This window comes from Sphingopyxis terrae subsp. terrae NBRC 15098 (assembly GCF_001598815.1).
In the GTDB taxonomy this organism is placed as follows: Bacteria; Pseudomonadota; Alphaproteobacteria; order Sphingomonadales; family Sphingomonadaceae; genus Sphingopyxis; species Sphingopyxis terrae.
Window position 1 is genome coordinate 95,753 of sequence record NZ_BCZQ01000004.1, and the last position, 21,727, is coordinate 117,479.

Here is a 21,727-nt window from a genome sequence, read left to right on the forward strand (position 1 = left end):
CGTCAGTCCGCCAGCGACAGGATATGCCGCGCCTGTTTGAGGTGCGGGGCATCAACCATTTTGCCGTCCACCTGAAGCACCCCCGAGCCCGGATTGGCGGCGAAGGCATCGACGATCGCCTGCGCACGCTGAACCTCGTCGGCCGACGGCGTGAAGGCGGCATTGATCGGCGCGACCTGTGACGGGTGGATTGCCATCATGCCGGTAAAGCCATCGCGCCGCGCGCGCGCAGCATAGGCGGCAAGGCCCGCCTCGTCCTTGATCGCGGGAAACACCGTATCGATCGCCGCGACGCCCGCACCATGTGCGGCGAACAAGGTCAGCGCGCGGGCGACCTGATAGGGTTCGGTGTAGCGCCCGTTGGCCTCGCGGCTCGTCGCCGCGCCGATGGCGGCGGGCAGATCCTCGGCGCCCCAGGTGAGGCCGACCAGCCGGGCCTTCGCCTCGCGATAGCTGCCCAGCGTAAAGATCGCCGCCGGGGTTTCGGTCGCGATCGGCAGCACCGGCGGCAACGACGCATCGGCGGCCCCCTCGCTGCGAAGGATCGTATCGAGCTGGGCGATGCTCGGCGCGCCTTCGGCCTTGGGCAGCATGATCGCATCGGGGCGCCCGCCGACAATGGCAGCAACGTCGGCGGCGGTCATATGCCCGTCGAGCGGATTGACACGGACCAGCGTAAAGACTTCGCGCGTTCCGGCGAGATAGGCGGCGACCGCTTCGCGCGCGGCCTCTTTGTTTGCAGGGGACACCGAATCTTCGAGGTCGAGGATGATCGCGTCGGCGCCCGACGCCGCGGCCTTCGCGAAGCGTTCGGGGCGGTCGCCGGGAACGAAGAGGAGTGAGCGGAGGCGCATCACACGTCCTTCCTGTTGATCAGCGCTGACCGTTCGCACTGGCAGACGATTTCGTCGCGCTGGTTGATGCAGCGATGAAGGAAGGTCACGATGCCCGCATTCGGCCGCGATTTCGATTCCTTGAGGCCGATCACCTCGCTCGTCGCGCGCAGCGTGTCGCCGATGAAGACCGGCTTGGGCATCACCAGCCTGTCATAGCCGAGGTTCGCGACGAGGGTGCCGAGCGTCGTGTCGCCAACCGACAGCCCGACCATCAGGCTGAAGGTGAAAGTGCCGTTGACGAGGATCTGTCCGAATTCCGATGCTTTTGCCGCTTCGATGTCGAGATGCAGCGGCTGCGGATTGTGCGTCATCGTCGTGAACAGCAGATTGTCCGTCTCGGTCACGGTGCGGCGGATCTCGTGCACGATCGCATCGCCGATCTGCCATTCGTCGAAAAACTTGCCTGCCATCGTCAGTCCCTCAAATGCAATTTCATGCCGACATGACTCTGCACGAAGCCGAGCCGGGCGTAGAAGCGGTGCGCGGCCGTCCGTGTCGCCGATGATGTGAGCTGGACGAGTTTGCAATCGCGCGCGCGGCACTGTTCCACCGCCCAAAGGATCATCTGCTCGCCCAGCCTTTGGCCGCGCAGGTCGGCGGCGATCCGCACCGCCTCGATCAGCCCGCGCCAGCTTCCAACAAAAGAAAGCCCCGGCAGGAAGCTGAGTTGCATCGTCCCGATTACGCGGCCATCGAGTTCCGCTGCAATCAGCCGTTGGTTCGGGTCGGCGTCGATCGCCTCGAACGCGGCAAGGTAACGTGGGTCCGAGGGATCGACCTCACGCGCCGGCGGGATCGTGTCCTCCGCGAGCATGGCGAGGATGGCGGGAAGATCCGCTGCCGTCGCGTCTCGAAGGATCAGGCCGCTCACTCGGCGGCCTCGATCTTCGCGAGCAGAGCCTCGACCTGCACCTGCGCCCCGGCCGCAGCGTTGAGTTCCGCAACGATGCCGTCGAAGGGCGCGGTCAGGCTATGCTCCATCTTCATCGCCTCGAGCGTCAGCAGCTTCTGACCCTTGGTCACCTTGTCGCCCGCGGCGACGTCGACCGCTATGATCTTGCCGGGCATCGGCGACAGGATCGCCCCGTCGCCCGCTGCGCCGCCGGCGCCGCCCGCGGCCCGCCAGGGCGTAAGCTGCCACACCGCGCCGCTTTCGGCCACGAGCATCGCGGGGGCGGGCTCCTCCGCGCCGGGGCCGTGCAGCGTCACGTCGACGCGCTTGCCGTCGAGCAGGAAGGGCGCGGTGCGCACGTCCGGCGCGTTGAGACGGAAGCCTGACTGCAGCGAGCGGGGAACCATCGCCATAGCGGCGTTTGTCAGTGCCTGCTCCGACGGCATCGGCTCGGCGGTCATGCTGTCGCCGTCGCGGCCGATCAGCCCGGTATCGACCGTGCCCGCAACGAAATCGGGATGGCTGAGCGCGGCAATCAGAAAGGCCGAATTGGTCTTTACCGGCCAGATCGCGCTGTCCTCCAGCATTTCGGCTAGCATTTCGCGGGCTTCATCGCGGTCGTCGCCATAGGCGATCACCTTCGCGATCATCGGGTCATAGAAGGGCGACACCTCCGCGCCTTCGTAGACGCCGGTGTCGATGCGGCCGAGATGTTCGGGAAGCTGGAACAGTTCGAGCGTGCCGATAGAGGGCAGGAAGCCCTTGGCCGGATCTTCGGCATAGAGGCGCGCTTCCATCGCCCAGCCGTTGATCGCCAGTTCGCCCTGCGTCAGCGGGATCGGCTCGCCCGACGCCACGCGCAGCTGCCATTCGACCAGATCGACGCCGGTGATCTCCTCGGTCACCGGATGTTCGACCTGCAGGCGTGTGTTCATTTCCATGAACCAGATGCGGTCGGCGCGGAGGCCCTCGCTGGCGTCGGCGATGAATTCGATCGTCCCTGCACCGACGTAGTCGACGGCCTTTGCGGCGCGCACTGCGGCGGCGCACAGCTCGGCGCGCGTCGCTTCGTCCATGCCCGGGGCCGGGGCTTCCTCGATCACCTTCTGGTGGCGGCGCTGGAGCGAGCAGTCGCGCTCGAACAGATGGACGACATTGCCGTGCGTGTCGCCGAACACCTGCACCTCGATATGGCGCGGGGTGAGGATATATTTCTCGATCAGCACATGATCATTGCCGAACGACGCCGCCGCCTCGCGCTGGCACGAGGCGAGCGCATCGGCGAAGTCCGCCGCGGTATCGACCTTGCGCATCCCCTTGCCGCCGCCGCCGGCGACGGCCTTGATCAGGACGGGATAGCCGATCTGCGCAGCCTGTTCGGCGAGGAAGGTCGGATCCTGATTTTCGCCCATATAGCCCGGCGTCACGGGCACGCCCGCCTCGGCCATCAGCTTCTTGGCGGCGTCTTTCAGGCCCATCGCGGTAATCGACGAAGGCTTCGGCCCTACCCAGACGAGTCCGGCATCGGCGACCGCCTGTGCGAACTCGGCGTTCTCCGAGAGGAAGCCGTAACCCGGATGGATCGCCTCGGCGTCGGTCGCCTTGGCGGCGGCGATAATCTTCTCGCCGACCAGATAGGATTCGCGCGCCGGCGAAGGCCCGATATGCACCGCCTCATCGGCCTCGCGCACATGCAGCGCTTTCGCGTCGGCGTCCGAATAGACCGCAACGGTGCGAATGCCCATCTCGCGCGCGGTGCGGATGATACGGCAGGCGATTTCGCCGCGATTGGCGATGAGGAGGGAGGAGATCAAAGCCGGTCCTCCCCGGAACGGGGAGGGGGACCATCCGCAGGATGGTGGAGGGGCACAGGCGATTTGCCTTGCCGTTCTTTGATCTTCATCGCCCGTTCCTTGCAAACGTCTACTATCCGCGCCATCGCGCTCTCCAGACTCGTCATGATCACCGTTGCCGGCACGCGCAGCGTAGCGACATGCTGCGACTTCAGGAAATCCGATCGGGCGGCGTCACTCCGCGCCGCCTTCTCGCCGTCATGGGCCCGCCCATCAACCTCGATCGCCAGGCGCACCGCCGGACAATAGAAGTCCAGAATATAAATACCCGCTGGATGCTGGCGCCGAAACTTGAAGCCACCGGGTCGTTCCCGCAAAACCCGCCAGAGCATCCGTTCGGGAAGGCTCATCTCGCTGCGCAGTTTGCGGGCACGTTTCAGCGTGTCTCGGGGGCCAGTGATCACCGGGAGTGCCCCTCCACCATCCTGCGGATGGTCCCCCTCCCCGTGTCGGGGAGGATCACTATGATCCGTCGGCCCATCATCACATCCTGAACACGCCGAAGCCGCGGTCTTCGACCGGGGCATTCAGCGTTGCGGAGAAGGCCAGCCCGAGCACATCGCGCGTCTGCGCCGGATCGATGATGCCATCGTCCCACAGCCTCGCCGTCGCGTGATAGGGATTGCCCTCATCCTCATATTTCTGGCGGATCGGTGCCTTGAAGGCTTCGGCCTCCTCGGGCGTCCATTTGTCGGCGTCGCGGTGGACCGTCGCGAGCACCGACGCCGCCTGTTCGCCGCCCATCACGCTGATCCGACTGTTGGGCCAGCTAAACAGGAAGCGCGGGCTATAGGCCCGCCCGCACATGCCGTAATTGCCCGCACCGAAGCTGCCGCCGATCAGCACGGTGATCTTCGGCACCGTCGCGGTCGCGACGGCCGTCACCAGCTTTGCGCCATGCTTGGCGATCCCTTCGGCCTCATATTTGCCGCCGACCATGAAGCCGCTGATATTCTGGAGGAAGAGTAGGGGAATGCGCCGCTGCTGCGCCAGCTCGATGAAATGCGCGCCCTTGACCGCGCTCTCGCTAAACAGCACGCCATTGTTGGCGAGGATCGCGACCGGGATGCCCCAGATATGCGCGAAGCCGCAGACGAGCGTGGTGCCATAGTTCGCCTTGAACTCGTGGAACTCGCTGCCGTCGACGATGCGCGCGACGACCTCGTGCACATCATAGGGCGCGCGCACATCCTCGGGGATGATGCCGTAGAGCTCTTCGGCATCATATTTGGGCGGACGCGGGTCTTTCATCGCGACGTCGAAGCCATCGTCGGCCCCGAAGGTCGACACGATATCGCGCACGATGGTCAGCGCATGTTCGTCATTCTCGGCCAGATGATCGACCACGCCCGACTTCTTCGCGTGCAGGTCGCCGCCGCCCAGATCCTCGGCGCTGATCTCTTCGCCCGTCGCGGCCTTCACCAGCGGCGGGCCGGCGAGGAAGATCGTACCCTGGTTGCGCACGATCACCGTCTCGTCGGACATCGCGGGAACATAAGCACCGCCCGCGGTGCAGCTGCCCATCACGCAGGCGATCTGCGGGATGCGTTTCGCCGACATATTCGCCTGGTTGAAGAAGATGCGCCCGAAATGGTCGCGGTCGGGAAAGACCTGATCCTGATGCGGCAGGTTCGCGCCGCCGCTGTCGACAAGGTAGATGCAGGGCAGGCGGTTCGCCTCGGCAATCTCCTGCGCGCGAAGATGTTTCTTCACCGTCATCGGATAGTAGGTGCCGCCCTTCACCGTGGCGTCGTTGCACACGATCATCGTCTGCTTGCCCGACACACGGCCGATGCCGGCGATCATCCCGGCGCCCGGAACCTCGCCCTCATACATGTCGCCCGCCGCGAGCTGGCCGATCTCGAGGAAGGGCGAACCCGGATCGAGCAGCCGCTCGACGCGCTCGCGCGGCAGCAGCTTGCCGCGGCTGGTATGCCGCTCGCGCGACTTTTCGTTGCCGCCCAGCGCCGCTTCAGCAACGCGGGCATAGAGCGCGTCGCGCAGGCCGCGATTGTGCGCGGCGCGGGCCTGGGTCTGCGGATCGTCGGGATTATATTGCGTCGAAAGGACGGGGGCGCTCACGGTTCACTCTCTCCCTGAAACTGACTGCGCCCTAGCCGGTCGCTCGTCGATTGGAAAGCACCGCAGGCCGAAAATGGTTGGTATTGAAACGGGATTGTCACAGGCGTATCGCCGTCCGACACCCCCCAGAAAGCAAGGCAACGCCATGAAAAAGACCGTCCTCGCCATCCTCCTGTCCACCGCGACGATCGTCGCCGGGCCGATCGCCTGCACCAGCGCCAACGGCGACAAGGCTGCTTACACGCTCGGCACCGACCTTGGCATCAGCAAGGAAGCGATGGACACCAGCGTCAAGCCGGGCGACGATTTTTACGCCTATGCGAATGGCAATTGGCAAAAGGTGACCCAGATCCCCGCCGACCGCTCGTCGATCGGCGCCTTCTACACCGCCTTCCTTGAAACAGAGAAGCGGACACGCGAACTCGTCGATGCGATCGTCAAGAGCGGCGGCGATGCGGGCACTGACGACGGCCGCATTGCTGCCTTCTACAACGCCTATATGAACACCAAGGCGATCGACGCCGCCGGGATGAAACCGGTCGAGGCCGATCTGGCGCGCTTCGACACCATCGCCGACAAGGCGGCGCTGTCGACCATCCTGGGCGAACAGACGCGCGCCGACGTCGATCCGCTCAACGCCACCGACTTCAACACCGAGAATCTCTTCGGCATCTTCGTTTCGCAGGGACTGGCGACGCCGGGCGAGGTTATTCCCTATATGCTGCAGGGCGGGCTCGGCCTTCCCGAGCGCGAATATTATCTGTCGGCCGACCCGAAGATGGTGGGCATCCGTGACGCCTACAAAGCCTATATCGCCAAGCTGCTGACTCAGGCGGGGATCGCCGATGCCGATGCGAAGGCGCAGCGCATCTTCGATCTGGAAACCAAGATCGCCCGCGCCCATGCGACGCGCGAGGAGAGTGAGGATTTCACCAAATCGGCCGATGTCTGGACCAAGGCCGACTTTGCCAAAAAGGCACCCGGGATCGACTGGGACGCCTATTTTGCCGCCGCCGGGCTCGACAAGGCGGCGAAGTTTGGCGCCTATCATGCGCGGGCGATCACGGGCCTGTCGGCGCTCGTCGCATCGCAGCCGCTCGAGGCGTGGAAGGACTGGCTCGTCTTCCATCAGATCAACAGCCATACCGATGTGCTGCCAAGCGCGCTCGACGACGCGCATTTCGCCTTTTACGGCACCACCCTCTCTGGCACGCCGCAGCAGCGCAGCCGCGACAAGCGCGCGCTCGACGCGCTCAACACCTATCTCGGCGATGCTGTCGGCCGCGTCTATGCCGAGAAATATTTCCCGGCGTCGGCCAAGGCCGAAGTCGGTGACATGGTGAAGGGGATCAAGGCCGCCTTTGCGAAGCGCGTCAATACGATCGACTGGATGGCGCCCGAAACGAAGAAGGAAGCGATCAAGAAGGTCGAAACCATCGTCGTCGGCGTCGGCTATCCCGAAAACTGGCGCGACTATGGCAGCTACACGATCAGCGCCGACGACGCCTATGCGAACGAAGTCGCCGGCGAGAAGGCCGAATATGCGCACCAGCTCGCCAAGATCGGCAAGCCCTTCGACAAGGGCGAATGGTGGATGACCCCGCAGACGGTCAACGCCGTCAATCTGCCGGTGCAGAATGCGCTGAATTTCCCCGCCGCGATCCTGCAGCCGCCCTTCTTCGACGCCAAGGCCGATCCCGCCTATAATTACGGCGCGATCGGCGCCGTCATCGGCCACGAAATCAGCCACAGCTTCGACAATAATGGCGCCTCCTTCGATTCGACCGGCGCGCTGCGCAACTGGTGGACGGCCGAGGATCTCAAGAAGTTCGAGGCGGCGGGGGCGGCGCTGGCCGCGCAATATGACAGCTACAAGCCGTTCCCCGATCTTGCGGTCAACGGCAAGCTGACGCTGGGAGAGAATATTGCCGACGTCGCGGGCCTGCAGGCGGCTTATGACGCCTATCGCGCTTCGCTGAACGGCAAGGAAGCGCCGGTGATCGACGGCTTCACGGGCGATCAGCGTTTCTTCATCGCCTATGCGCAGACCTGGGCCACCAAGATGCGTGACGAGGCACTGCGCGCGCGGATCGCGACCGACGGCCATGCGCCGGGCAACTACCGCGCACTCACCGTCCGCAACCTCGACGCGTGGTACAAGGCGTTCAACGTTCAGCCGACCGACAAGCTGTATCTCGCCCCCGATCAGCGCGTCCGCGTCTGGGGGTGATGTCCACTTCTCGTCGTTGCGAGGAGCGGAGCGACGAAGCAATCTCCAGTCATCTGTCCGGGCTTGAGTCGGGACGCTGGAGATTGCTTCGCTGCGCTCGCGAAGACGCTATTTTTCTGATGCCGGCGGCGCCTCCGGCTTTTCCTTGAGGATCAGGTACCGGTAAACGCCGACGCAGTTGATGCACAGCAGCGCGATATTCTGCCAGCCGATGCCTTCGCTGTCGCTTTGCAGAAAGCCCCACGCGACGAGCGCGATGCTGCTGGTCACGAAAATGACGAAGGCCCAGCCGGTCGGGCGTCGCCCGAGATTGAGCGACACGATCAGCGCCGCGAGCGTTCCGGCCCCGGCGCCATAATATTGCAGCGCGTCGAGCAGCGTATCGCTCATCCGCCGGTCGCCCCGAACACGAACTCGAGCTTCAACCCGTCAGGGTCGGCAAAGAAGAGCGCATAATAGGTCGGTCCGTAGCGCGGATAATCGGCGGGAGCATCGAGGATCGTCGCGCCTATGCTGCGCAGCAAATCATGCAGCGCATCGACGTCGGCGCGGCTTTCGGCAGTCCAGGCAAGATGATGCAGTCCGGGCGAAAAGCGGTCGTGGCTCCGTAGCGCACCGGGGCCATGCGCTTCGACGATCCCGATCGAATGGAACGGTTCGCCGTCGCGGTCCCAATCGCTGCCATGATCATAATCGGCGGCGCGCCGGTAGCCGAGAAAGCCCAGCACCGCGTCATAGAAAATCCGCGACCGCGCCGCGTCGCGAACTGTCAGGTCGATATGATGGACAAGGCCGCGCGCGCTCATAAGGCCCCGGCAATCGCGAGCAGTCCGGATGCAGTCAAAAACGGCCAGCCGATGTGTCGGCCGCGCGTATATACGGCATCGAACAGACCGGTCGCCGTCCACGCGGCCCCGATCAGCAGGATCAGACCGCGCGGCGTTCCGGGCCACAGGACCGACGCGGCGGACACCAGCATCAAAAGCGAGAGCGCATGCCATGCCAGACGAAACACCCGGCGCGCCAAGTCGATCCCCATGATTCCGCTGTCGAGCGACATCAACGGCCTGACAAGTCGCCTTTCGCCCAGCAAGCCGTGCACCAGGGCGGTCGCCACCATGAAGGTGGCCGACAGCCCCAGCCAGATCACGCGCCTGCGCCAATCAGTTCGCGGCCGATCAGCATGCGGCGGATTTCGTTGGTGCCCGCCCCGATGTCGAGCAGTTTGGCGTCGCGCCAATAGCGCTCCACCGGCCAGTCCTTGGTGTAGCCCGCGCCGCCAAGCGCCTGGATCGCTTCGCCCGCGACCCTCACCGCGCTTTCGCTGGCCAGCAGGATGGCGCCCGCGGCGTCGAACCGCGTCGTCAGCCCGGCGTCGCATGCCTTGGCGACATTATAGACATAGGAGCGCGCCGACTGGAGCGCGACATACATATCGGCGACCTTGGCCTGCATAAGCTGGAACGAGCCGATCGGCTTGCCGAACTGCTTGCGCTCGCGAAGATAGGGGATGACCGTGTCGAGGCAGCCCTGCATGATGCCGAGCTGGAGCCCGGCGAGCACAACGCGCTCATAGTCGAGGCCCGACATCAGCACGCCGACGCCGCCGTTGACCGGCCCCATCACCTGGTCCTCGCTGACCTCGCAGTCGGTGAAGACGAGTTCGGCGGTCGGGGATCCGCGCATGCCGACCTTGTCGATCTTCTGGCCGATGCTGAAGCCCGGCATATCCTTTTCGATCAGGAAGGCGGTGATGCCGCGTGACCCCGCTTCGGGCGTCGTCTTGGCATAGACGACCAGCGTGTCCGCACAGGTGGCGTTGGTGATCCAGAATTTGGTCCCGTTGAGGACATAGCCGCCCTGAACCGGCTCGGCCTTCAGTTTCATCGAGACGACGTCGCTCCCGGCGCCGGCTTCCGACATTGCAAGGCTACCGACATGCTCGCCCGAGATCAGCTTCGGCAGATATTTCGCCTTCTGCTCCGTATTGCCCCAGCGGCGGATCTGGTTGACGCACAGATTCGAATGGGCGCCATAGGACAGGCCGATCGCGCCGCTCGCGCGACTGACTTCCTCGACCGCCAGAACATGTTCGAGATAGCCGAGGCCGAGGCCGCCCCATTCTTCTTCGACCGTGATGCCGTGCAGGCCCAGCGCCCCCATCTGCGTCCAGAGCTCGTCGCGCGGGAACCAGTCCTCGCGGTCGGCCTTGTCGGCCAGCGGCGCAATCTGCTCGTCGGCGAAGCGGGCGGTGGTGTCGCGGATCATCTCGGCAGTTTCACCAAGGGCAAAATCGAAATCGGGGGTAGCGCGCATATCGTCCTCTGTTTCTGGTTTCGGATGCGACTAGCAGGAAGCGGACGCCGTTTGAAGCGCAGCGGACAAGTCTGGCTTGCAAGGCGAAAAGGCCATACAGCTTGCTTGCCGCCATGGGGGTCGGCAAGGGCGGGGCATGATCGACACGCTTACCCATCTGGACCGTCTCGAGGCCGAGAGCATCCACATCATGCGCGAAGTGATGGCCGACGCCGTCAACCCCGTGATGCTCTATTCGGTCGGCAAGGACAGCGCGGTGATGCTGCATCTCGCGCGCAAGGCTTTCTATCCCTCGCCGCCGCCCTTTCCGCTGCTCCACGTCGATACGACGTGGAAGTTCCGCGCGATGTACGAACTGCGCGATCGCATGGCCGCGGAATCGGGCATGGACCTGATCGTCCATCAGAACCCCGAGGCGAAGGCGCGGGGGATCAATCCTTTCGACCACGGCCCGCTGCACACCGACATGTGGAAGACGGAAGGGCTCAAGCAGGCGCTCGACCTTCACGGATTCGACGTCGCCTTCGGCGGTGCGCGGCGCGACGAGGAAAAGAGCCGCGCGAAGGAGCGCATCTTTTCCTTCCGCACGGCGAGTCACGGCTGGGATCCCAAGCAGCAGCGCCCCGAGCTGTGGAATCTCTACAATGCGCGCAAGGCGAAGGGGGAAAGCATCCGGGTCTTTCCGATCTCCAACTGGACTGAACTCGACATCTGGCAATATATCGCGCGCGAGAATATCCCGATCGTGCCGCTCTATTTCGCCGCGCCGCGGCCAACGGTGACCCGCGACGGGCTGCTGCTGATGGTCGATGACGACCGCTTCCCGCTACGCGACGGTGAAGAGCCGGTGATGCGCTCGGTGCGTTTCCGCACCCTCGGCTGCTATCCGCTCACCGGGGCGGTCGAAAGCGAGGCGACGACGCTCAGCCAAGTCATCCAGGAAATGCTGTTGACGACGACCAGCGAACGGCAGGGACGCATCATCGACAAGGATGGCGGCGATGCGTCGATGGAGAAGAAAAAGCAGGAGGGGTATTTTTGACCCGCCGCGTCAATCTTCAGATTGACGAAGGGTCAACCCCCGCGAAGGCGGGGGCCTCTTTCTGTATCAACGGACGAAGCGGGATTCCCGCTTTCGCGGGAATGACGAAGTAAGAATATGACCGACCCCATCTACGTCACTGACGCCCTGATCGCCGAAGACATCGACGCCTATCTCGCGAGTCACGAGCGGAAGTCGCTGCTGCGCTTCATCACCTGCGGCAGCGTCGATGATGGCAAATCGACGCTGATCGGGCGGCTGCTCTACGACAGCAAGATGATCTTCGAGGATCAACTCGCCGCGCTTGAGGCGGACAGCAAGCGCGTCGGCACGCAAGGCGGCGAGATCGATTTCGCGCTGCTCGTCGACGGTCTTGCCGCCGAGCGCGAGCAGGGAATCACGATCGACGTTGCTTATCGCTTTTTCACGACCGAAAAGCGAAAGTTCATCGTCGCCGACACCCCTGGACATGAGCAATATACGCGCAACATGGTCACCGGCGCGTCGACCGCCGACCTTGCCGTGATCCTCGTCGATGCGCGCAAGGGCGTGCTGACGCAGACGCGCCGCCACAGCTTTCTCGCGCATCTGCTCGGCATCCGGCATATCGTGCTCGCGGTGAACAAGATGGACCTTGTCGGCTATGACAAGGCGGTCTTCGATCGCATCACGCTTGCCTATCGCGCCTTTGCGAGCGAGATCGGTATCACCAATTTCACCGCCATTCCCATCTCGGGCTTCAAGGGCGACAATATCACGGCGTTGTCGGCGAACACGCCCTGGTTCAAGGGCCCGGCGCTGATCGAGCATCTCGAAACGGTCGAGATCGGCGACACCGCCGACGAGGCGAAGCCCCTCCGGATGCCCGTTCAATGGGTCAACCGCCCGAACCTCGATTTTCGGGGCTTTTCGGGCCAGCTTGCAAGCGGCAAGGTCAAGCCGGGCGACGCCGTCCGTATCCTGCCGAGCGGGAAGACGACGACGATCGACCGGATCGTTACGCTTGATGGCGATCTGAATGAAGCAGTCGCGGGCCAGTCGGTGACGCTGACGCTGGCGGACGAAGTCGATTGTTCGCGCGGCGATGTCATCGCAGCTGCCGATGCGCCCCCCGAAACCGCCGACCAGTTCGAAGCGACGCTCGTCTGGATGGCCGACGAGGCGATGATACCCGGCCGCGCCTATTGGCTGAAGCTCGCGACGCAGAGCGTTTCGGCGACCGTGCAGGCCCCGAAGTACGAGATCAACGTCAACACGCTCGACCGGCTGGCGGCAAAGACGCTCGACTTGAACGGGATCGGGGTCGTCGAGGTGTCGACCGACAAGCCCATAACCTTCGAAGCCTATGCCGACAACAAGACGCTCGGCGGCTTCATCCTGATCGACAAGCTGACCAACGCGACGGTGGCCGCCGGGATGCTGCACTTCAGCTTGCGCCGGGCACAGAATGTCCATTGGCAGGCCGGCGACATCGATCGCGACATGCGCGCGAACCTCAAGAACCAGCGCCCGGCGCTGCTGTGGTTTACCGGCCTGTCGGGCTCGGGCAAATCGACGATCGCGAACCTTGTCGAGAAGAAGCTGCACCGGATGAACCGGCACAGCTTCCTGCTCGACGGCGACAACGTCCGCCACGGGCTCAACAAGGATCTGGGCTTCACCGAAGCCGACCGGATCGAGAATATCCGCCGCGTCGGCGAGGTTGCCAAGCTGATGACCGACGCCGGGCTGATCGTCATCACCGCCTTCATCTCGCCCTTCCGCGCCGAGCGCGAAATGGTGCGCGCGATGCTACCCGAGGGCGAGTTTCTCGAAATATTCATCGACACCCCGCTGGCCGAGGCGGAACGGCGCGACGTCAAGGGCCTCTACAAGAAGGCACGGGCGGGTCAGCTCAAGAATTTTACCGGTATCGACAGCCCTTATGAGGCGCCCGAGGCGCCGGAGATTCGCATCGACACGACTGCGATGACGGCAGAGGAGGCCGCTGACCTCATCGTCGAACGGTTGCTGGGCTAGCCGGTGCTGCTGTTCCGGGGCCGCGAGGCGCACAGCCGATCTTTCGCCAAGGCGGTCAGCTGGCGCGCTCTGGGCAGCATCGACACCTTCATCCTCAGCTACATCTTCACCGCCAATGTGAAGGCCGCCGGCGCAATCGCGAGCACCGAAGTGCTGACCAAGATGCTGCTCTATTATGTGCACGAACGCGCGTGGAGCCGCGTGACCTGGGGCATGGACAAGACGCCGCGCGAGCCGGGAGCCGAAAGGCTTGACGAACGCGGCGGCGACGGCTCTGGCACGCAGCCATGACCGAGAATGACGAACAATTGGCGGCGCGGCTCGCCGACGCCGCCGGCCGTATCCTGCTCGACCTGCGCGCGGCGGGCGATCTTGCGGGCAAGGTGCTGGGGCAGGCGGGTGACGAGGCCGCCAACGCGATGCTCTGCCGCGAACTTCGCGCTGCGCGTCCCGACGATGCGATCTTGTCGGAAGAGGAAAAGGACAATCCGGCGCGACTTGCCAGTCACCGCGTGTGGATCGTCGATCCGCTCGACGGCACGCGCGAATATGGCGAGGGCCGGTCCGACTGGGCGGTGCATGTCGCGCTCGCGATCGATGGCGTCGCCAGCGTCGGCGCGGTCGCGTTGCCAGGGCTCGGGCTGACGCTGACCTCGGGCGCGCCGACCGCATTGGCGCCTGCCAACGAGCCGCTGCGGATGCTTGTCAGCCGCACCCGCCCCGCTGCCGAGGCGGTTCAGGTCGCCAAACGGATGGGCGCGGAACTGCTTGCGATGGGCTCGGCCGGAGCGAAGGCCATGGCCGTGGTGCGCGGCGAGGCCGACATCTATCTGCACACCGGCGGCCAATATGAATGGGACAATTGCGCGCCCGTTGCGGTTGCGCAGGCTGCGGGGCTGCACGTCAGCCGCGTCGATGGCTCGCCGCTGCGCTACAACAATGCCGATACCTATCTGCCTGACCTGCTCATCTGCCGCCGCGAACTGGCAGACGAGGTGCTGCGCCTCGCGTCGGAATATTCGCCCGGCTGAACCGGGCGGCATTGCCAGCGGCGGCCCTTCGCCCTAACCCGTTGCATCGAGAAACCAAATTACGCCAAGGGAGACGTGCGATGACCGATTTGCCCGAAACCAATCTGACGATGCTGACGCTCGCCAAGCCGGAGGGCGAGCTCGAAGTCTATTTCGAACGCCGCCCAATGCCCGAGCCCAAGCCGCACGAGGTACTGGTGAAGGTTCTCACCACCCCGATCAACCCGTCCGACCTTGGCCTGCTGTTCGGTGGGGCCGACATGAGCAGCGCGCGCGCCGGCACCCGCGATGGCTTGCCGATGATTACGGCCGATATTCCGCCGCCCGGCATGCGCGCGATGGCGAGCCGGATCGGCGATGCGCTCCCGATCGGCAACGAAGGGTGCGGCGTCGTCGTCAAGGCGGGGGCCTCGCCCGAGGCGCAGGCGCTGATGGGCAAGACCGTCGCGCTGCTTGGCGGCGAGATGTATGCCGAATATCGCTGCCTTCCCGTTCAGATGACGATGCCGTTGCCCGATGGCACCGATCCGGTCGATGGGGCCTCCTGCTTCGTCAATCCGCTCACCAGCCTCGCTTTCACCGAAACGATGCGGATGGAGGGGCATAGCGCGATCGTTCACACCGCCGCGGCGTCGAACCTCGGCCAGATGCTCGTCAAGATCTGCGCCAAGGACAATATCCCGCTGGTCAATATTGTGCGCAGCGCGGCGCAGGTCGAATTGCTGAAGGGCATCGGTGCGACGCATATCGTGAATAGCAGCGACGATGATTTCGTCGACCAACTCGTCGCCGCGATCACCGAAACCGGCGCCACGATCGGCTTCGATGCGATCGGCGGCGGCAAGCTTGCGGGACAGATTCTCGCGGCGATGGAAGCGGCGGCGGTCAAGCGCATGACCAGCTACAGCCGCTATGGCTCGGACACCTTCAAACAGGTCTATATCTACGGCGCGCTCGACCTCGGCCCGACGCTGCTCAACCGCAGCTTCGGGTTCAGCTGGTCGCTCTCGGGCTTCCTGCTCACGCCCTTCCTGCAAAAGGCGGGGATGGAGACGGCTATGCGGATGCGTCAGCGTGTCGTCGACGAGCTGACGACGACCTTCAAGAGCCATTACAGCCACCAGATTTCGCTGGCCGACGCGCTCAACCTCGACGTCGCGCACGCCTATAATGCGAAGCGCACGGGCGAGAAATATCTGATCCGCCCGCATGGTTGAGCGCTGGAGCCTTCAAACGGGCTGCAGCACTGCGAGCGAAGTGATCCGGGGTTGATTGAAGCAGGCTGGATCGCTTCGCTCAGCGCTTCATGCACTGCCGCGTATCGTCGCGCGCATATTCGCTGCAGTTCCACAGTGCCTTTTCAAAGCCCGATTTTTCGTCGCGCAGATAGGAAAAGCTCATCGCCGCCCGCTGCATATCGTTCATCGCATCGCTGTCGGGCTTCATGACCGGGTTGGTCCAGCCCATGAACTTGCAATAGGGGCGTTCGCCGCAAAGACGCAGCGCGAGCGTGACGAAACTTTCGGGTGTCGCGCGGCGGTCGAGCTGGACATAGATGGTATCGCGCCCGACCGCGTCTCCGGCGCCCGTTACCAACTTGACCGGGCCAACGCTGGCGGCGGCTTCGGCAAGATCGCTTGGCGGCGCGAGGGCAAGCGCATGGGCGGGTGACAGGCCCGCCATCTTCGCTATCGGCGCGTCGTTCGCCGACACCGCGCCGCGGAAAGCGCCGGGCGTTCCCCAGAAGCCGGGCCAGCGAAAGAAGAGGTGCGTGCCTTCGCTCGCGATCTTTTCCAGACTGTCGCTCCAATAGGGGCGCACCCAGTCGGTGTGATAATGCGTCGCCAGCCCGACTTTCGGATCGATCAGTCCGGCGAGCATGCGATCGGCATTGCTGCGCGCGCGCGTCCATGCGGCATCCGAATAGCGGCGATTGAGCGCGCCGTCGCAGGTGAAGGTGAACTGACAGCCGGTGGTGCGTTCCGCTCCCTGGAATACGACGCCGCAGATCGTCTTGGGGAAGGCGGGATGGCGGACGCGGTTGATGACAACCTGACCGACCGCAAGCTGTCCCTTGCTATCGTCGCCGGCCTCGTAAAGCATCGCCGCTGCCATGCAGTCGCGGGCGCGGTCGCGTGCCTCGCCCGCGCCGGGATAGACGAATGGGCGCGCTGCAACGAAGCCCTTGGTCACAAAGGCTATGCGCGCATTTTCGGCACGCGCGTCCTGCTCGGTAACCGGGGCGAACTCCATCGGCTGGACGTCGGGCACGACGTTGGCGGGCGGCGCAACGGGGTGCGGCATCACCGGCAGCGGGCGGCTCGTCTGTCCGCTGAAATGCAGCACCGCCGCAATCGCCGCAAAGCTCAAAAGCGCGAACAGCCAGTCGCGCCATTCGCGCGGGTTCTCCGTCGTATCCGGATGCTCCATTGGGAGCATGGCTGCTGCTCAGATCTCCGGCAGGAAGTCGGGCACCGACAGATAGCGCTCGCCGGTGTCATAGTTGAAGCCCAGGACGCGGCTGCCCGCCGGAAGCTCGGCGAGCTTCTGCTTGATCGCCGCCAGCGTCGCGCCCGACGAGATGCCGACGAGCATCCCTTCCTCGGTCGCCGAGCGCCGCGCCATCTCCTTCGCATCGGCGGCATCGACCTGGATCACGCCGTCGAGCAGATCGGTATGCAGGTTACGCGGGATGAAGCCGGCACCGATGCCCTGGATCGGATGCGGAGCAGGCTGGCCGCCCGAGATGACCGGCGAAGCAACGGGTTCGACGGCATAGACCTTCAGATTGGGCCAATGCTGTTTCAAGAATTGCGCAACGCCGGTAATGTGTCCGCCGGTGCCGACGCCGGTAATCAGCGCGTCGATCGGCGTGTCCTTGAAATCGTTCAGGATTTCGGGGCCGGTGGTCCGGACATGGACGTCGATGTTCGCCTCGTTCTCAAACTGCTGCGGCATCCAGGCACCGGGGGTGGTCTCGACCAGTTCGATCGCCCGCTCGATGGCGCCCTTCATGCCCTTTTCGCGCGGCGTCAGGTCGAAGGTCGCGCCATAGGCGAGCATCAGGCGCCGGCGTTCGAGCGACATGCTTTCGGGCATGACAAGGATCAGCTTGTACCCTTTGACCGCGGCCGCCATCGCCAGGCCGATGCCGGTGTTGCCCGACGTCGGCTCGACGATCACGCCGCCCGGCTTCAGGCTGCCGTCGCGCTCGGCCGCTTCGATCATCGCCAGCCCGATACGGTCCTTGATCGACCCGCCCGGATTGGCGCGTTCGGACTTCACCCAGACTTCGGCATCGGGAAACAGCTTCGCGACGCGAATGTGCGGCGTGTTGCCGATGGTTTCGAGGATCGAATTGGCTTTCATCGTCTTTATGCACTTTCCTTGAAGTCGAAGCGCGGATCGCGGCGCACCCGGTTCGGCCAGTCTCCGGCGCGGACCCACAGCCTTTCGTCGGCCAGGGCGGGCGTCGGAGCGGGTTGTAACGACGCCAGCAGATACTGTCCATAAGGCCAGTCGCCGATCGCCGAGTCGGCGTTGATATGCCCGAAGGGGCCGGCATTGACGAAGCGCGCGTCCCACTTGCGCGACAGGCGCCAGACATGCGCGGACTTGGCGTAGGGATCATTGTCGCTTGCAACCACGATCATCGGAGTTCGAGCCGAAAAGGCCGGGGTATCGTCGAATCCGGTGATGCGATTGCTACGGCGCAGCAAAGCGAGGTCGGGCGGCGCAACGAGCAGCGCGCCGACAATCCGCGTCCGCGCGAAAGCGCTGGCGCCGGCGAACCAGTGGGCGAAGGCATGGCATCCCAGGCTATGCGCCGCGACAAGCACGGGCGCGTCCTCGGTCGCGATCGTGTCGGCGATGCGGCGGACCCATTCGCCCTTGGTCGGCGCGTTCCAATTGCCAAGGTCGATGCGTTCGCAATCGGGGAATTTCTGTTCCCACAGGCTTTGCCAGTGACCCGGCCCGCTGTTGTCGAGGCCCGGGATGGTCAGAATTTTGTGGCGGATTGTCGAGCTGTGCATGGCGGTCGTTCCATCGAGAGAGGGAAGGGAAGCCGCGGTGACGGGTGCGTCCGTTTTAACTCAATTAAATACATTGACAATAGGTGCTGGACAAAGCGGGGCGATTTTGCGCCGAAACGCCATCAACAGCGCTCAATCATTCGCCGGGTCGAACCGCGCCTCGAAAGTCCGGGCGTGCCTCAGTTCGGGGAATATTCTGGCCCACAGCGCAGTAACACCGATCGCCGCGACGCCGCCTACGACCACCGCGCTCACCGGGCCAAGCACCGCCGCCATCGCGCCGGCGCGCATTTCGCCCAATTCGTTCGACGCGGAGATGGCGAGCCCCGACGCCGCGCTGACGCGGCCGCGCATATGGTCGGGCGTGTTGAGCTGAATCAGCGTCCCGCGCACGAAGACCGAGAACATGTCCGCGGCGCCCATGACCACGAGCAGCGCGAGCGACAGCAGGAAGTTGGTCGACAGGCCGAAAGCGACCGTCCCGGCGCCGAATGCCGCGACAGCCCACAGCATCTTGACGCCGACGTTGCGCTCGATGGGCCGCCACGCGAGGCCCAATGCGATGATCGCGGCGCCGACCGCGGGGGCCGCGCGCAGAAAACCAAGCCCTTCGGACCCCGTGTGCAATATGTCGCGGGCATAGACGGGCAGCATCGCGGTCGCGCCCGACAGGATCACCGCGAACAGGTCGAGCGTTATGGTGCCCAGCAGAAAGCGCTCGGTCCAGACGAACTGCAGCCCATCGACCATCTCGCGCAGCGGGTGCCGGCGCACTTCGGCAGGCGGCGGTAGCACCGGGCGGACCCTGCTGACCGTGAAGGCCGAAAGGACGAGCAAGGCGGCTGCGAAGATATACACCGATGTCGGATGGACGGCATAGATCAGGCCGCCCGCCGCCGGTCCGACGACCGACGCCGATTGCCAGGCGATGCTGCTCATCGCGATCGCGCGCGGCAGCACCGTTGGCGGCACGATATTGGGCGCGATCGCGCTCATCGCCGGTCCCGAAAAGACGCGGGCGACGCCGTGCAGCGCCGCGAGGGTGAAAAGCAGCGGAAGCGTCAGCCCGTCGGTCCAGGTGAACCAGCCGAGCGACGCGGCGATCGTCAGGTCGATCATGTTGGAAAAGATCGCGACGCGCCGCCGCTCGAACCGGTCGGCGGCCCAACCTGCGACGGGGGTCAGCACGGCAAGCGGAATGAACTGGACGAGGCCGAGCAAGCCGAGCTGGAACGACGCTTCCTTGATCGACATGCCATAGCTGGAGCGCGCCGTATCATAGAGCTGATAGCCGATGACGACGACCATCGCGATCGTCGCCATGACCGCGGTGAAGCGCGCGAACCAGTAATAGCGATAATCGGCGAAGCTGAGCGGGGAGGGGGGCTTCGACGGGCCGTCGATGGAGGAGGAGGAGGCCATTGCGATTTGCCCTAACCGTCTTTTGGCGCCTGTCCAGCATGCTTTGTCGCCGCCGTTCGTCGATTATCGGGTGCAGCCCGTTGGACGCGGTGGCAGACAGTCGCCATCGATCAAGGGAGACGCATCGAATGACACGTAAATTTGCCCGCTTCGGCGGCGCGGCGATGGCCGGCGCGCTGCTCGTACTTGCCGCATGCAGCGCCGAAAAGGCGCCGCAGTCCGCCGGCTCTGCCGCCAACTGGACCGAATTTCGCGACCAGTTCCTTGCCGGCTATTTCCCGCTGAATCCCAATTTTGCGGTCTATCAGGGCAAGCATGAGTTCGACGGTCAGCTTCCCGACTGGTCGGCGGACGGATTGCAGAAGCAGATCGCTTTCCTCGAAAAAACGATCGCCGATGCCCAGGCATTCGATGGCAAGATGAGCGATGCCGAGAAATTCGAGCGCGATTATCTCGTCCATGTCGCGCAGGGGCAGCTCTTCTTTTTGAAGGACGCCGATTTCCCGCATAAAAACCCGGCCTTCTACGTCGGGCAGCTCGACCCCAACGTCTATATCTCGCGCCCCTATGCCGATCCGGCGACGCGCATGAAGGCGTTCATTTCCTACGCCGAAAAGGTTCCGGCCGCCGCTGCCCAAATCAAGGCCAATCTGAAACTGCCGATGCCCGCAACCTTCGTCAAATATGGCAGCGCCGGCTTCGGTGGCTTTGCCGACTATTACACCGGGGATGCCAAGGCCGCCTTTGCCGATGTGAAGGACCCGGCGCTGCAAAAGCAGTTCGATGAGGTCGCGGCCAAAGCGGCCGCGGCGATGAAGGATCTTGCCGCCTATGTGGCGTCGCAGCCGGGCAGCGCCGACGGCTGGGCACTCGGCGCCGACAAATTTTCGAAGATGCTGCTCACGAACGAAGCGGTGGACACGCCGCTCGACGAACTCGAGCGGATCGGCCAGGCCGACCTCAAGCGCAATCAGGATGCGTTGAAGGCCGCGTGCGCGACCTATGCCGCGGGCATGACGATCGCCGATTGCATGAAGAAGATGGGGTCCGACAAGCCCGCCGATGGTCCGGTGGCCGAGGCGCGGCGCCAGCTTCCGATGCTGCGCACCTTCCTCGTCGAAAAGGATCTGGTATCGATCCCGGGCACCGAACAGGCGCAGGTGGAGGAATCGCCGCCCTACAACCGGCAGAACAGCGCCTATATCGACATCCCCGGACCCTATGAGAAGGGCCTGCCGTCGGTCTATTACATCTCGCCGCCCGACCCGAGCTGGGACAAGCAGACGCAGCTCGACTTCGTGCCGGGCAAGAAGGATCTGCTCTTCACCTCGGTCCATGAAGTCTGGCCGGGTCACTTCCTCAATTTCCTGCACTCGAACCGCGCGGAGAGCATCTTCGGCAAGCTGTTCGTCGGCTATGCCTTCGCCGAGGGCTGGGCGCATTATACCGAGGAAATGATGTGGGATGCAGGGCTCGGCGATGGCGACCCCGAAACGCACATCGGCCAGCTGTCGAACGCGCTTTTGCGTAACTGCCGCTACCTGTCGGCGATCGGTCTCCACACCAAGGGGATGACGGTCGCGGATTCGGAAAAGCTGTTCAAGGAGCAATGTTATCAGGACGAGGGCAACGCGCGGCAGCAGGCGGCGCGTGGTACTTATGATCCGCTCTATCTCAACTACACGATGGGCAAGCTCATGATCCGCAAGCTGCGCGAGGATTGGACCAAGGGAGACAAGACGAAGTGGAAGGCCTTCCACGACGAATTCCTTTCCTACGGCGGTCCGCCGATTCCGATGGTGCGCGCAGCGATGATGAAGGAAGCGAGCCCGAAGGCGGTTTTCTGATCGCATTCAGCGCGCAAGGTGCCGGCCGACCGTTGGTTGGCCGGCACCGACCTGCCCCAATTT

General features: G+C 64.3%; 21 protein-coding genes. 7 read left to right on the forward strand and 14 right to left on the reverse strand.

From position 1 onward, the window contains the following. Positions 1-2 precede the first annotated feature (2 nt). From STE01S_RS03200 to STE01S_RS03225, 6 genes are all read right to left on the reverse strand, one after another. Positions 3-854 carry an HpcH/HpaI aldolase/citrate lyase family protein gene (locus STE01S_RS03200; protein WP_062764803.1) on the reverse strand — a complete coding sequence of 284 codons (852 nt, stop codon included), beginning with the start codon at positions 852-854 and terminating at the stop codon, positions 3-5. Then, the gene (locus STE01S_RS03205; protein ID WP_058811688.1) at positions 854-1,306 is read right to left on the reverse strand and encodes a MaoC family dehydratase; all 453 of its coding nucleotides are present in this window, start codon (positions 1,304-1,306) and stop codon (positions 854-856) included. Before STE01S_RS03205 ends, STE01S_RS03200 begins: the two co-directional genes overlap by 1 nt. Before the next feature lie 2 nt (positions 1,307-1,308). Continuing rightward, positions 1,309-1,767, reverse strand: coding sequence for a GNAT family N-acetyltransferase (locus tag STE01S_RS03210; RefSeq protein ID WP_062764806.1), 459 nt, complete (start codon positions 1,765-1,767; stop codon positions 1,309-1,311). Further along, on the reverse strand, positions 1,764-3,602 hold the full coding sequence (locus tag STE01S_RS03215) for an acetyl/propionyl/methylcrotonyl-CoA carboxylase subunit alpha (protein ID WP_062764808.1): 1,839 nt from the start codon (positions 3,600-3,602) through the stop codon (positions 1,764-1,766). Before STE01S_RS03215 ends, STE01S_RS03210 begins: the two co-directional genes overlap by 4 nt. After that, positions 3,599-4,045 carry an endonuclease domain-containing protein gene (locus tag STE01S_RS03220; protein ID WP_062764810.1) on the reverse strand — a complete coding sequence of 149 codons (447 nt, stop codon included), beginning with the start codon at positions 4,043-4,045 and terminating at the stop codon, positions 3,599-3,601. The genes STE01S_RS03215 and STE01S_RS03220 overlap by 4 nt, the downstream gene beginning before the upstream one ends. 79 nt (positions 4,046-4,124) lie before the next feature. Then, positions 4,125-5,723, reverse strand: coding sequence for a carboxyl transferase domain-containing protein (locus STE01S_RS03225; RefSeq protein ID WP_062764813.1), 1,599 nt, complete (start codon positions 5,721-5,723; stop codon positions 4,125-4,127). A gap of 145 nt (positions 5,724-5,868) precedes the next feature. On the opposite strand from STE01S_RS03225, the gene STE01S_RS03230 reads away from it, so the two are divergent. Next, positions 5,869-7,953: a M13 family metallopeptidase gene (locus tag STE01S_RS03230; RefSeq protein WP_062764816.1), complete on the forward strand. Its 2,085-nt coding sequence runs from the start codon at positions 5,869-5,871 to the stop codon at positions 7,951-7,953. 108 nt (positions 7,954-8,061) lie between these two features. Here the strand turns inward: STE01S_RS03230 and STE01S_RS03235 are convergent, their stop codons facing one another. Genes STE01S_RS03235 through STE01S_RS03250 form a run of 4 tightly spaced genes read right to left on the reverse strand, consistent with a single transcriptional unit; the run spans position 8,062 to position 10,269 of the window. Then, positions 8,062-8,343 carry a hypothetical protein gene (locus STE01S_RS03235; RefSeq protein ID WP_062764819.1) on the reverse strand — a complete coding sequence of 94 codons (282 nt, stop codon included), beginning with the start codon at positions 8,341-8,343 and terminating at the stop codon, positions 8,062-8,064. Then, a complete protein-coding gene (locus STE01S_RS03240; RefSeq protein WP_062764822.1) occupies positions 8,340-8,759 on the reverse strand; it encodes a VOC family protein in 420 nt (139 codons plus the stop codon). Before STE01S_RS03240 ends, STE01S_RS03235 begins: the two co-directional genes overlap by 4 nt. After that, the gene (locus STE01S_RS03245) at positions 8,756-9,103 is read right to left on the reverse strand and encodes a hypothetical protein (protein WP_003051392.1); all 348 of its coding nucleotides are present in this window, start codon (positions 9,101-9,103) and stop codon (positions 8,756-8,758) included. Before STE01S_RS03245 ends, STE01S_RS03240 begins: the two co-directional genes overlap by 4 nt. Continuing rightward, positions 9,100-10,269 (reverse strand): isovaleryl-CoA dehydrogenase, encoded by a 1,170-nt coding sequence (locus tag STE01S_RS03250; protein ID WP_062764825.1) that lies wholly within the window; start codon positions 10,267-10,269, stop codon positions 9,100-9,102. Before STE01S_RS03250 ends, STE01S_RS03245 begins: the two co-directional genes overlap by 4 nt. 136 nt (positions 10,270-10,405) lie before the next feature. Here STE01S_RS03250 and cysD point away from each other — a divergent pair, with 136 nt between their 5' ends. The 5 genes from cysD (at position 10,406) to STE01S_RS03275 (ending at position 15,578) form a co-directional block, all read left to right on the forward strand. Next, positions 10,406-11,311 (forward strand): sulfate adenylyltransferase subunit CysD, encoded by a 906-nt coding sequence (cysD, locus tag STE01S_RS03255; protein WP_003051397.1) that lies wholly within the window; start codon positions 10,406-10,408, stop codon positions 11,309-11,311. A 117-nt stretch (positions 11,312-11,428) separates the two neighbouring features. Further along, positions 11,429-13,330 carry a sulfate adenylyltransferase subunit CysN gene (gene cysN / locus STE01S_RS03260; protein ID WP_062764828.1) on the forward strand — a complete coding sequence of 634 codons (1,902 nt, stop codon included), beginning with the start codon at positions 11,429-11,431 and terminating at the stop codon, positions 13,328-13,330. Between the two features lie 3 nt (positions 13,331-13,333). Continuing rightward, a complete protein-coding gene (locus STE01S_RS03265; protein ID WP_062764831.1) occupies positions 13,334-13,621 on the forward strand; it encodes a DUF2061 domain-containing protein in 288 nt (95 codons plus the stop codon). Continuing rightward, positions 13,618-14,361, forward strand: coding sequence for a 3'(2'),5'-bisphosphate nucleotidase CysQ (locus STE01S_RS03270; RefSeq protein WP_062764834.1), 744 nt, complete (start codon positions 13,618-13,620; stop codon positions 14,359-14,361). The genes STE01S_RS03265 and STE01S_RS03270 overlap by 4 nt, the downstream gene beginning before the upstream one ends. An 80-nt stretch (positions 14,362-14,441) precedes the next feature. Next, positions 14,442-15,578 carry a zinc-binding dehydrogenase gene (locus tag STE01S_RS03275; RefSeq protein WP_062764837.1) on the forward strand — a complete coding sequence of 379 codons (1,137 nt, stop codon included), beginning with the start codon at positions 14,442-14,444 and terminating at the stop codon, positions 15,576-15,578. A gap of 79 nt (positions 15,579-15,657) precedes the next feature. Here STE01S_RS03275 and STE01S_RS03280 read toward each other — a convergent pair whose 3' ends face one another. From STE01S_RS03280 to STE01S_RS03295, 4 genes are all read right to left on the reverse strand, one after another. Continuing rightward, entirely contained in the window at positions 15,658-16,791 is a 1,134-nt protein-coding gene (locus STE01S_RS03280; protein WP_062764839.1) for a cell wall hydrolase, read from the reverse strand. A gap of 18 nt (positions 16,792-16,809) precedes the next feature. Beyond that, a complete protein-coding gene (gene cysK / locus STE01S_RS03285) occupies positions 16,810-17,730 on the reverse strand; it encodes a cysteine synthase A (protein ID WP_003051422.1) in 921 nt (306 codons plus the stop codon). 5 nt (positions 17,731-17,735) lie between these two features. Beyond that, complete coding sequence (locus tag STE01S_RS03290; protein ID WP_003051425.1) at positions 17,736-18,395, reverse strand: RBBP9/YdeN family alpha/beta hydrolase; 660 nt, start codon at positions 18,393-18,395, stop codon at positions 17,736-17,738. Between the two features lie 132 nt (positions 18,396-18,527). Beyond that, entirely contained in the window at positions 18,528-19,817 is a 1,290-nt protein-coding gene (locus tag STE01S_RS03295) for an MFS transporter (protein ID WP_062764842.1), read from the reverse strand. 128 nt (positions 19,818-19,945) lie between these two features. Between STE01S_RS03295 and STE01S_RS03300 the strand changes: the two genes are divergently transcribed. Then, entirely contained in the window at positions 19,946-21,664 is a 1,719-nt protein-coding gene (locus tag STE01S_RS03300) for a DUF885 domain-containing protein (RefSeq protein ID WP_062764845.1), read from the forward strand. Positions 21,665-21,727: the final 63 nt, after the last annotated feature.